Source organism: Burkholderia sp. JP2-270, assembly GCF_003233675.1.
Lineage (GTDB): Bacteria > Pseudomonadota > Gammaproteobacteria > Burkholderiales > Burkholderiaceae > Burkholderia > Burkholderia pyrrocinia_C.
This window is the reverse complement of sequence record NZ_CP029825.1, coordinates 1,277,044-1,289,544: the sequence shown is the minus strand read 5'-3', so window position 1 is coordinate 1,289,544 and position 12,501 is coordinate 1,277,044. Positions and strand designations below refer to the sequence as shown.

Sequence of the window (12,501 nt, the reverse complement as noted above, 5' to 3'; positions counted from 1 at the left end):
GTGCGAAGGAGGTCAGCCGAGCGCGCGGCCGGCGAACAGCTGCTGGATCTGCGCGGAATACGCGCGGACGTTGTGTTCGGCGAGCGTGTCGACCTGCTGCAGGCAGCGGCGGGCGGCCGCCGCATAGTCGTCGAGCCGCGCGTCGTGCGTTTGCGCGGCGGTCGCGATCGCGCGCGCCGCGTCGAAGATCTCGAAGTCCGGGTAGTAGTAGCCGACGTCGCGCAGGAACGGCGAGTTGTGCACGAGCGGGTAGTTGCCGTACAGCGCGTCGTACAGCAGGTAGTTGAGGCCGTTTTCCCAGTGGTGCGACACGACGATGTCGGTGTGATGCGCGGCCCACGCGACGAACGGCGCGCGCACGTCGGCCGTCGCCTTGCCGTCGCGCACCATTTCGAGCCCGAGCGCGAGATGCTTGAAGGCGACGTTCTCTTTCTTGTCGAACGTGTTGGTCATGTACACGTGCTCGACGAGTTCCGGATGCTCGACGTAGCACGCGTTCGCGGCGAGCATCGGCACGATCGAACTCTTCACGACGTTCAGGTTCGGTTCGAAGAACGCGATGCGCTTTGCCGGGCCGTGGTTCCGGTAGCCGAAGCGGGCCTTCAGTTCGGGGTCGGCGTCGAGGCTGCGCTCGATGAAATACGGCGACCAGATGTGCGGCAGCTCGATCACCGGTGCGCGATACACGGCCTGGAAATACGCCGCGCACGTGTGCATGTGCTGCGGGTTGGTCCAGATCTCGTCGAACTGCACGCGGTGCGGGTTCGGCCGCCAGTCGTTCTTCTCGAAGTTGATCGTCTCGACCGCGATCACGTAGTCGTTGCCGAAGCGGTACGACACGCACTTGCCGCCGCGCCGGCGCACGACGTCCGTGTGCGACGGGTCGATGAACGCGTTCATCTCGATCAGCAGGTCGGTCTGGTGGACGACCGACGACAGCGGCCGCAGCGCATTGCCGAACGCGTCCATCATCAGCGCCTGCGGATAGTCGGTGATGCCGTCGTCGTGCGCGAGCCAGACCTCGCCGATCAGCGGCGACTGCTTCAGCAGCATGTACAGGTACACGCAGTGCTGGTTCGCGCCGTTGTACCAGATCGACTGCGTCGCGTCGCGCTGCACGTTCATCGTTATCGCGACATTGAGTTTCATATCGGCTCCGTGAGGCGGGCGGTGCGCGGCTTATTGCACGGCGCCTTGCGACTGGCGCGGCACGTAGCCCGTGAGGTGCCAGCGGCCGTCGTCGTCGAGGCGAAAGCTCAGCTTTTCGTACACGGTTGCGCCGCTCGTCAGCGTGGTTGCATAGTCGACGTTCGCGTAGAGCCCGTCGGGCATCGCCGACGCGTTCGTGTAGCGGATGCGCGTGATTTGCGCCCAGCCGCGATGGCTGACCGCACCGACGGACTGGCGGGCCTGCTGCATGTCGGCCGCGAACTGGTCCTGCTTGATGCGCGCCTTCACGAACGCGGCGGCGCCGATCCAGACGGCGCCGTACTGGCCGGCATCGAGCTGCTTGAACACCGCGTTCGAGTCGCGGAGCAGCGAGTCGGCGGATGCGCCGGCGGATTGCGCGTGCGCGCCGATCGCGATCGAAGCGACGGCGCAGCCGATCATCCATTTGGCTCGGGTGAGGGGCGTGCGTGCGTTCATGTCGGGGTCCGGAAAGGGCGGCGCGTCACGCGTCGCGATAGAGGGTGGCGATCGCGTCCGTATAGGCGGCGACGTTCTCGGGGTTATAGATGCTGACCGAGTCGAGCACGTGCTTCGACTGCTCGCGGTACGCTTCCAGGTTCGCGTCGTGTTCGGCGAACGCCTGCAGCAGCGCGCGGCCGCCGGCCTGGCAGTCGAAGTCCGGATAGAAATACCCGGCCTTGCCCAGGAACGGCGAGTTGTGGATCAGCGGATAGTCGCCGTACAGCAGCTCGTAATACAGGTAGTTCTGCGCGTTTTCCCACGTGTGCGATACCACCGCATCGCCGTACGCGGCCATGAACTCGTACACCGCATAGCGGCTTTCGAACGTCGTGATGCCGTGCTCGACGATGTCGAGGCTCTTCGCGAAGTGGACGAAGGTTGCGTGCTCCTTGATGTGGATCGTGTTGCACACGCGCACGAATTCAAGGAATTTCGGGTTGGCACGGTATGCCTCTTCCGTGACCAGCATCGGGATGATGCTCGTCTTCACCATGCAGATGTTCGGCTCGAACATCGTCACGCGCCAGCGCGGCTTGCCGGGCCGATACCCGTACGACAAACCGGCGCCGAGCGTCGCGCGGGCCTTGTCGAACAGCATCGGGTGCCAGATGTGCGGGACGATCGTGACGGGCGCGCGCAGGCCCGTCTGGTAATAGTGCAGGCACGAGCGCTCGAATTCGGGAATCGTCCACACCGCGTCGTACGGTGCGCCCGAGAACAGGAAGCCCGACGGCTTGTTGAACATCGCGCGTTCGATGTCGATCACGTAGTCGTTGCCGACCCGCATCGTGACGACCTTGCCGCCGCGCTCGCGGAACGCGCGCAGGTAGTCCGCGCCGAACTGCGCGCTCATTTCGATCAGCACGTCGCAGCGTTGCAGCGCTTCGTCCATCGACAGCAGCGGCACGTCCCATTCGCCGAGCATCATCTGCGGATCGGCGACCTGTTCGCCGCCGTTCACCATCACGGCTTCCGCGACGAGCGGCGACTGGCGCAGCAGCAGGATCAGCAGCAGGCAGTTCTGGAAGATGCCGTTTTCCCACAGCGACTGGCCGGCGCCGCGCACGAACAGCGACACGCCGACGACGAGACGCTTGCCCTCGCCGGGCGCTTGACGGGCATTGGAGTCCGACATGCGTATGCTCCGGTTCAGGCGACCAGACGCGAGACGAACGCGTCGAGGTTCGCGGGGTTGTCGAGCGAGACCGACTGCAGCAGCCGGCCGGCCTTCGCACGGTAGTCGTCGAGGCGTTCGTCGTGATGCAGCCACGCTTCGAGCAGCGCGCGGCCGCCCGCGGCGGAGTCGAAGTCCGGGTAGTAATAGCCGGCGTCGCCGAGCAGCGTCGAGTTGTGGATCAGCGGATAACCGCCGTGCAGCACGTCGTAATACAGATAGTTCTGCCCGTTTTCCCAGTGGTGCGACACGACCGCGTCCGCATGGCGCGCCATGAAGCCCGGCAGGTCGATACGCGGTTCGAAGGTCGCCTTGTGCTGGCGCACGAGATCGAGGCTGTTCGCGAAGTGCACGAAGGTCGGATGCTCCTTCATATGCATTGAGTTGACGACGAACATGTGTTGCACCGCGTCCGGCCGCGCGCGGTAGAACTCGTCGCACGCGAGCATCGGGTAGTGGCAGGACTTGACGACCGAGATGTTCGGCTCGAGCATCGCCAGGCGCCACGGGCGGCGGCCGGGCCGATAGCCGAACGTTTCGCCTTCGGTGGCGAGCGCGGCGATGCGGCGATCGAGGAAGTACGGCGACCAGATATGCGGCATCAGATGCACCGGCGCGCGCAGGATGGTCTGCAGCATCGGCGCCGCGGTCTTGTCGTATTGCGGCAGCAGCCACACTTCGTCGAACGGCGCGCCGTTGAAGATATGCCCCGACGGTTTTTCGAAGATCGGGGTTTCGCACAGGCCGGCATACACGTGCCCGCAGAAGAACGCGGCGATTTTCTTGCCGAGCGCCTTCATGTGCCTGAGCCATTCGACCGGCAACTGCGCGCCCATTTCGATCACGACGTCGAGTTCGTGCGTGACGTCGGTGGGTTTCACGAGCGGGATGTCGAGGCCGTCGAGTTCGAGGCCGGCCGGCAGTGCGTTGGCGTCGCCGCCGTTCAGGAAATAGACGGGGCCCACGCGATCCGAGCGCTTGAGCATCATCGCGAGGAACGCGATGTTCTGGTGAATGCCGTTTTCCCAGATCGCCTGGCCGTCCCGCGCAAACAGCGAGATGCCGATGGCCGGCCGTGGCTTGCGGGTGCCGCCCGAGGCGGCTTCATTGATGTCCGTCACCGGTTGGTTTCCTCTGCGGCGTCGTGCGTCCGGGCATGGCGTCGAGCGTCTGGCCCGGAAGCGGCGCGCCGTGGATTGTCGTGGTTGCATTCGCGCCGGTGCGCCGCGGCACGCGAATCGGGCGACGTGGTTCGCGAGGGCGGCAGCCGGATTCCGGCGTGTCGTCGGGCACGCCTGGCACGGCGTGCGATTCGGGCAGGCTGCCCCGGCGACTGTCTGCGGCGATTGTGGCACGGAAATCGCCGGTTTGTGGAGGGACGTGACGAACTTTGACATAGCCGCCGGCCAACGAGAGCGGGGCGCCGGTGCAGCGACGCGCGCGTCGATCGGCGGATGTCCGGCGCGGCGCTGGCGGCCTGCCGGATCGGGCCGCCGCGCGCGGCGGCCGTCCGCTCAGTGCTGCAGCGTGATTTCCACGCGACGGTTGCTGGCGCGGCCTTCGGGCGTCGCGTTGGACGCGACCGGATCGGCCTTGCCGCGGCCCGTGACCGTCAGCGTGTCGGCCTTCAGGCCGTGCGCCTTCAGATAGGCGGCGACGGACTCGGCGCGGCGCTTCGACAGCGCGAGGTTGTAGTCTTCGCTGCCCACCGTATCCGTAAAGCCGGTGATCGTCACCTGCGAGTACGTGCGGTCCGCACGCTCGCTCAGCAGCCGGTCGAGCGATTCGCGCGCGGTCGGTGCGAGCGTCGCGTGGTCGGTCGCGAACAGCGCGTCACCCGACAGGTTCACGCGTTCGACGGTGGCAGGCGCCGGCTCGGCGGCCGAGGCCGCTTCGGCCGGCGCGGCGCCGCACTGGAAGACGAGTGTCGCGGGATCGGATTTGTCGCGCAGCGCGCGGGCCGAGTCGATGGCGCGTACGGGCTGGTCGCCGCAGATCTTGCGGGCAGCCTTCATGCAGGTCTGCGGGCCGGACAGCAGGCCGTGGCAGTCCACCTGGAACGTGCGCACGCCGTCGCGCGGCTGCAATTCGGAGGCGCTGAAGGTCGGGCCGGATGCGGTCGAGCACGCGGCGAGGGCCATTGCGGAAAGCGCGAGCGCAAGAGCAAGAGCGAGTTTGTTCACGGTTACGTCCTCAAAGCTTGGGTTGACAGAAGCAGGCCGCGGGCTGCGCGGCCGGCTCGTCCTGCCGTCGGGGCTGCCGCGGGCCGGCCGGCTGGCGAGCCGGGCGGCCTGGCGGCGCGACGCATTACTTCCACTGGTACAGCATGCCGGCGCCGATCACCTTCTGACCGCCGCTGAAGCCGCCGTTGATCGACGCCTTCAGGTTCTCCGTGATGCGGGCCTGCATGCTGACCGCCATCGCCTTCTGGCCGAGGAAGGTCGACGTGCCGACGCCCATCCCGAAGTTGGCGTCGCGATCGAGCTGCGGGATCGACGCCATCGCGCCGACGGCCGCGATACCCTGCTTCGCCATCTGGTCGGTCTGCTGCAGTTGCGAACCCAGCGAGTTGATCTGCGCCTGCTGGCCCGACAGTGCCGTCGACAGCGTCGTCTGCACCTGCGTCAGCTGGTTCACGTTCACCGCGTCGGTGCCCTGCGTACCGGGCGCGACGTTCACGATCTGGCGCTGCTGCGTGTCGCTGCCGACCGAGACGACGTTCTGGCGGCCGCCATCCGTCGAATTCGCGCCGATCGCCACCGAGTTCGAGCCGGCGGTGACGGTAGGCTTGTCGGAGCCGGTTCCGTTCATGTCGGCCGCGATGCCGGAATTGTTCGTCGTACGCGTCGTGTTGTTGTTGATCGTCGTCGACAGCGAGTTCAGCGTGTTGTTGATGTTCGTCACGCCGGTCGACAGCGAGGCGACCGTGCTGTTCGTCGAGCTCAGTCCGGTGGACAGCGAACCGATGCCGGTCGACGTCGACGTCGACAGCGAGTTGACGTTGCTGTTCGTCGAGCTCAGGCCCGTCGACAGCGAGCTGATCGCGGTCGAGGTCGACGTGGACAGCGATGCCACGTTGCTGTTCGTGGTGCTCAGGCCGGTGGACAGCGAGTTGATGCCGGTCGACAGCGACGAGATGTTCGACGCGGTCGACGTGGACAGGCTCGTGATCGCCTGGTTCGTCGCGTTGAGCTGGCTGCCGTTGATCGCGTCCGTGCTGCTGGCCGAGATCCGGCCGGCGGCGACGTTCGTGATCTGGCGTTCCTGGCCCGGCGCGCCGACGCTCACCACGCCGGCCGGCGAGCTGCCCGCGAAGAAGTACGTGACGCCGCCGATCGTGGCGCTCGACGTCGGGTTCGCGGTACTCGTGACCGAGTTCGCCCCGAGCGCGATCGAGTTGGCGACGTTGGCTTGCGCGTTCGTGCCGAAAGCGAGCGCGTCGGCGGCCGTGGCCTTGGCAGCCGAGCCGTAGGCCTGTGCGCCGGTGGCGCTGGCCGTGGCCTGGCTGCCCAGCGCGATCGTGTTGTCCGCGGTGGCCTGGTTCGAGCTGCCGAGTGCGAGCGCGCTGGCGCCGTTTGCGGTGTTCGCGTTGCCGAGCGCGACCGCGCCGTTGCCGGTCGCCGTGTCGTTCGCGCCCATCGCGACCGCGCCGGTGCCCGTCGCGATGCTCGGGTCGCCGATCGCGACCGCGCCGTCGCCGCTCGCGGTGTTGCCGGAGCCGATCGACACGGCCTTGCCGCCCGTTGCCGATGCGTTCTGGCCGATCGCGACCGCGCCGTTCGACTGCGCGTTCGAGCCGTCGCCGACCGCGACGCTGCTTGCGCCCGCCGCGCTGGCGTTGACGCCTGCCGCGAGGGCGTTGGTGCCCGTTGCGCCGTCGTTGACGTAGTTGCTTTGCTGCGTGCCGTTGTCGTTGACGCTGTAGTAGTGCGTCTTCGCGGCGTTGATCGCGGTCGAGGTCGAGGTGGACAGCGACGTGATGGAGCTGTTGGCGGACGACAGGCCGGTCGAGGTCGAGGTCGACAGCGAGGTGATCGAGCTGTTGGCCGACGACAAACCGGTCGACGTTGAGGTCGACAGCGAGGTGATCGAGCTGTTAGCCGAGGACAGACCGGTCGAGGTCGACGTGGACAGCGACGAGATCGAGCTATTAGCCGACGACAGGCCGGTCGACGTCGAAGTGGACAGCGACGTGATCGAGCTGTTGGCCGACGACAGGCCCGTCGACGTGGAAGTGGACAGCGACGTGATCGAGCTGTTGGCCGACGACAGACCCGTCGACGTCGACGTGGACAGCGACGTGATCGAGCTGTTGGCCGACGACAGGCCCGTCGAGGTCGAGGTGGACAGCGACGTGATCGAGCTGTTGGCCGACGACAGGCCCGTCGAGGTCGAGGTGGACAGCGACGAGATCGAGCTGTTGGCCGACGACAGACCGGTCGACGCCGAGGTCGACAGCGAGGTGATCGAGCTGTTGGCCGACGACAGGCCCGTCGAGGTCGAGGTGGACAGCGACGAGATCGAGCTGTTGGCCGACGACAGACCGGTCGACGCCGAGGTCGACAGCGAGGTGATCGAGCTGTTGGCCGACGACAGGCCCGTCGAGGTCGAGGTGGACAGCGACGTGATCGAGCTGTTGGCCGACGACAGACCGGTCGACGTCGACGTGGACAACGACGTGATCGAACTGTTGGCCGACGACAGGCCGGTCGAGGTCGACGTGGACAGCGACGAGATCGAACTGTTGGCCGACGACAGGCCCGTCGACGTTGAGGTCGACAGCGAGGTGATCGAGCTGTTAGCCGACGACAGGCCGGTCGAGGTCGACGTGGACAGCGACGAGATCGAGCTATTAGCCGACGACAGGCCGGTCGACGTCGAGGTGGACAACGAGGTGATCGAGCTATTAGCCGACGACAGGCCAGTCGAGGTCGAAGTGGACAGCGAGGTGATCGAGCTGTTGGCCGACGACAGGCCGGTCGACGTCGAGGTGGACAACGAGGTGATCGAGCTATTGGCCGACGACAAACCGGTCGAAGTCGACGTGGACAGCGACGAGATCGAGCTATTAGCCGACGACAAGCCGGTCGAGGTCGAAGTCGACAGCGAGGTGATCGAACTGTTGGCCGACGACAAACCGGTCGACGTCGACGTGGACAACGACGTGATCGAGCTGTTGGCCGAGGACAGACCGGTCGACGTGGAGGTCGACAGCGAGGTGATCGAGCTGTTGGCCGACGACAGGCCGGTCGACGTCGAGGTGGACAGCGACGAGATCGAGCTATTAGCCGACGACAGGCCGGTCGACGTCGAGGTGGACAACGAGGTGATGGAGCTGTTGGCCGACGACAGGCCAGTCGAAGTCGAGGTCGACAGCGAGGTGATCGAGCTATTGGCCGACGACAGACCGGTCGACGTGGAGGTGGACAACGAGGTGATCGAGCTATTCGCCGACGACAGGCCGGTCGAAGTCGAGGTCGACAGCGAGGTGATCGAGCTGTTGGCCGACGACAGACCGGTCGAAGTCGAGGTGGACAGCGACGTGATCGAGCTATTAGCCGACGACAGGCCGGTCGACGTCGAGGTGGACAACGAGGTGATCGAGCTATTGGCCGACGACAGGCCGGTCGACGTCGAGGTGGACAACGAGGTGATCGAGCTATTAGCCGACGACAGGCCGGTCGAAGTCGAGGTCGACAGCGAGGTGATCGAGCTATTGGCCGACGACAAACCGGTCGAGGTCGAAGTCGACAGCGACGAGATCGAGCTGTTGGCCGACGACAAACCGGTCGAGGTCGAAGTCGACAGCGACGAGATCGAACTGTTGGCCGACGACAAACCGGTCGACGTCGACGTGGACAACGACGTGATCGAGCTGTTGGCCGAGGACAGACCGGTCGACGTGGAGGTCGACAGCGAGGTGATCGAGCTGTTGGCCGACGATAGACCGGTCGAAGTCGAGGTGGACAGCGACGAGATCGAGCTATTAGCCGACGACAGGCCGGTCGACGTCGAGGTGGACAACGAGGTGATCGAGCTATTGGCCGACGACAGGCCGGTCGACGTCGAGGTGGACAACGAGGTGATCGAACTGTTGGCCGACGACAAGCCGGTCGAGGTCGAAGTCGACAACGAGGTGATCGAACTGTTGGCCGACGACAAGCCGGTCGAGGTCGAAGTCGACAGCGAGGTGATCGAACTGTTGGCCGACGAGAGGCCGGTCGAGGTCGAAGTCGACAACGAGGTGATCGAACTGTTAGCCGACGACAAGCCGGTCGAGGTCGAAGTCGACAACGAGGTGATCGAACTGTTGGCCGACGACAAGCCGGTCGAGGTCGAAGTCGACAGCGAGGTGATCGAACTGTTGGCCGACGAGAGGCCGGTCGAGGTCGAAGTCGACAACGAGGTGATCGAACTGTTAGCCGACGACAAGCCGGTCGAGGTCGAAGTCGACAGCGAGGTGATCGAACTGTTGGCCGACGACAGGCCGGTCGACGTCGAGGTGGACAACGACGAGATCGAGCTGTTGGCCGACGAGAGGCCGGTCGAGGTCGAGGTGGACAACGACGTGATGGAGCTATTGGCCGACGACAGACCCGTCGAGGTCGAGGTGGACAGCGACGTGATCGAGCTGTTGGCCGACGACAGACCGGTCGAGGTCGAGGTCGACAGCGAGGTGATCGAGCTGTTAGCCGACGACAGACCGGTCGAGGTCGACGTGGACAACGACGTGATCGAGCTATTGGCCGACGACAGACCGGTCGAGGTCGAGGTGGACAACGACGAGATCGAGCTGTTAGCCGACGACAGGCCCGTCGAAGTCGACGTGGACAGCGACGAAATGGCGCTGGTCGCGGTACCAACCTGTTGGGCGACCGAATAAAGCTGGCTGCCGTTGATCGCGTCGGTACTGGTCTGCGTCACCTGGCCGGCGGCGACGTTGGTGATTTGTCGCTCGTTGCCCGGGCTGCCGACGCTGACGGTGCCGACCGGCGCGGTGCCTGCGAATCCACCGAACGTGACGCCGTTGACGGTCGCGCTGCTCGTGGGATTGGCCGCGGCGGTCTGCGAGTTGGCGCCGAGCGCGACGGAATTGTTGGTGCCGGCGGTGGCGCCACTGCCGATGGCGACGGCGTCGGTGCCGGTCGCGACGCTGTCGGCACCGGTCGAGTTCGCGTGGAAGTACTTGATGCCCTGGCTGTTGATGTTGTCGATCGCCGAGCCGACGCTGTTGGCGGTCGACGTCGTGCCGTTCGCGTTGTAGGTCGTGTACGCCGGCGCGGAGACCGTCCCGGTCGTCGGGTCGTACGTGGAGCCGCCGCCGAGTGCCGATGCCGTGCTGTTGCCGAGGTTGTCCGTCTTGGTCGTGACCGTGCTCAGGCCGGTCGACAGCGAGCCGATCGAGCTGTTGGCCGACGAGAGGCCGGTCGAAGTCGAGGTCGACAGCGAGGTGATCGAGCTGTTGGCCGACGACAGACCCGTCGAGGTCGACGTGGACAACGAGGTGATCGAGCTGTTGGCCGACGACAGGCCCGTCGAGGTCGACGTGGACAGCGAGGTGATCGAGCTGTTGGCCGACGACAGGCCGGTCGACGTGGAGGTCGACAGCGACGTGATGGAGCTGTTGGCCGACGACAGGCCGGTCGACGTGGAGGTCGACAGCGACGTGATGGAGCTGTTGGCCGAGGACAGGCCGGTCGACGTGGAGGTCGACAGCGAGGTGATCGAGCTATTGGCCGACGACAGGCCGGTCGACGTGGAGGTCGACAGCGACGTGATGGAGCTGTTAGCCGACGACAGACCGGTCGACGTCGAGGTGGACAGCGACGAGATCGAGCTGTTGGCGGACGACAGGCCGGTCGAGGTCGACGTGGACAGCGACGAGATCGAACTGTTGGCCGAGGACAGACCCGTCGACGTGGAGGTCGACAGCGAGGTGATCGAGCTATTGGCCGACGACAGGCCGGTCGACGTGGAGGTCGACAACGACGTGATCGAACTGTTGGCCGACGACAAACCGGTCGAGGTCGAGGTGGACAGCGACGAGATGGAGCTGTTGGCCGACGACAGGCCGGTCGACGTCGACGTCGACAGCGACGTGATCGAGCTGTTAGCCGACGACAGACCGGTCGACGTCGAGGTGGACAGCGACGTGATCGAGCTGTTAGCCGACGACAAACCGGTCGACGTCGACGTGGACAGCGACGAGATCGAGCTATTAGCCGACGACAGACCCGTCGAAGTCGACGTGGACAGGCTGGCAATGCTCGACGTCGTCGTGCTGGCGACCGCAAAAAGCTGGCTGCCGTTGATCGCGTCCGTGCTGGTCGCGCTGACCAGGCCGGCGGCGACGTTCTGGATGCGCCGCTCCGCCCCGGCTGCGCCGACGCTGACCACGCCGGCGCCGGAACTCGCGCCGGCATAGGTGCCGAACGTCTGACTGCCGATCGTCGTGCTGCTGACGGTACCGGTGCCGCCGGTGGCGGTGTTCGCGGTGCCGGTCGTGACGGCATTGGAACCGAGCGCGACCGAGCCGGCGACGTTCGCATTGGAACCGGAGCCGAAGGCCAGGGCGTTGGTGGCGCCGGAGACCGCGGTGTCGCCGATCGCGACGCCGCCGGCCGCGGTGGCCGTGCTGCTGTTGCCCAATGCGACCGAGCCTTGACCGGTCGCGGAATTGGCATTGCCGATCGCGATGGCGCCTTGGCCGTTCGACGAGTCGTTCGCACCGAGCGCGACGGCGCCCGTACCGATCGCCGAGTTCGGGTCGCCGATCGCGACCGCGCCGTTGCCCGTCGCCGTCTGGCCGCGACCAATTGCGACGGCGCCGCCGGCCGCCGTGCTGCTATTGGCCGTCGTGCCGCTCGAGCCGATCGCCACGTTCTGACCCGTCGCGCCGGAGACGACGCCGTCGCCCTGCGCGATGCCGTACGTGCCGTTGACGGTCGCGCCGCGGCCGACTGCGATACCCGACGTTGCGGTCGATGCGACGGACGACTGCCCGCCGATCGCGATGCTGTCCGAAGCGGCCGACTGCGCGCCCTTCGTTGCGTTGCTGCCGATGGCGATCGAGCCCGCGCCCGACGCGATGGTCGAGTTCGCCTGCGACAGCGGCGTCGTGCCGTTGCCGCCCGCACCGCCGATCGCGACCGAGTTCAACGCGTTTGCCGTCGAGCCGAAGCCGAGCGCGGTGGCGCCTGTGCCGCTCGCGGTGGTTTCGAGGCCGGCGGCGACGCCCCACAGGCCGGCCGACGACTGCATGCCGGTGGCGACGGCGCCGTTACCGGTCGCTTGCGCGAAGGAGCCGTAAACCGTGACGCCGGTCCAGCCGTTGCCGTTGGAGTTACAGCCGGCCACGACCGAATACGTACCGGAGCCGTCCCCTGCCTGGTTCGCCGTGCCGCCCGGGTTGACTCGGCCGACTGCGCCGTTGCTTCCCGTAAAGCAGGTCTGCTGTGTGTTGAGTGTGTTGGCCTCGGCGAGCCCCGGCAGGCCGATCGCCAGTGCTGCGACTGCGGCGACCACGACGGCCGACTTGTTCGGCTTGCCCCGTGCCGAATCGATTTCCGATGCCGCGACCCAGGCGCCAAGAGCTTCGTTCCAGATCGAGCGGTATGTACGGTTCATGTCCTACT

The 12,501-nt window shown here is 66.3% G+C and carries 6 protein-coding genes; all 6 read right to left on the bottom strand.

Going from position 1 to position 12,501, the window contains the following annotated elements; genetic code table 11:
- Positions 1-12: 12 nt before the first annotated feature.
- Positions 13-1,149, bottom strand: a complete 1,137-nt coding sequence (locus DM992_RS23690) for a DUF2827 family protein (protein ID WP_111018882.1) — start codon at positions 1,147-1,149, stop codon at positions 13-15.
- A gap of 30 nt (positions 1,150-1,179) precedes the next feature.
- Positions 1,180-1,647 carry a DUF4019 domain-containing protein gene (locus tag DM992_RS23685; RefSeq protein WP_111018881.1) on the bottom strand — a complete coding sequence of 156 codons (468 nt, stop codon included), beginning with the start codon at positions 1,645-1,647 and terminating at the stop codon, positions 1,180-1,182.
- Positions 1,648-1,672: 25 nt separating this feature from the next.
- Entirely contained in the window at positions 1,673-2,827 is a 1,155-nt protein-coding gene (locus tag DM992_RS23680) for a DUF2827 domain-containing protein (RefSeq protein WP_111018880.1), read from the bottom strand.
- A 14-nt stretch (positions 2,828-2,841) separates the two neighbouring features.
- Positions 2,842-3,987 carry a DUF2827 domain-containing protein gene (locus DM992_RS23675; RefSeq protein ID WP_111018879.1) on the bottom strand — a complete coding sequence of 382 codons (1,146 nt, stop codon included), beginning with the start codon at positions 3,985-3,987 and terminating at the stop codon, positions 2,842-2,844.
- A gap of 393 nt (positions 3,988-4,380) precedes the next feature.
- Positions 4,381-5,049, bottom strand: coding sequence for an OmpA family protein (locus tag DM992_RS23670; protein ID WP_111018878.1), 669 nt, complete (start codon positions 5,047-5,049; stop codon positions 4,381-4,383).
- Between the two features lie 124 nt (positions 5,050-5,173).
- Complete coding sequence (locus DM992_RS23665; protein WP_111020364.1) at positions 5,174-12,493, bottom strand: ESPR-type extended signal peptide-containing protein; 7,320 nt, start codon at positions 12,491-12,493, stop codon at positions 5,174-5,176.
- Positions 12,494-12,501 lie beyond the last annotated feature (8 nt).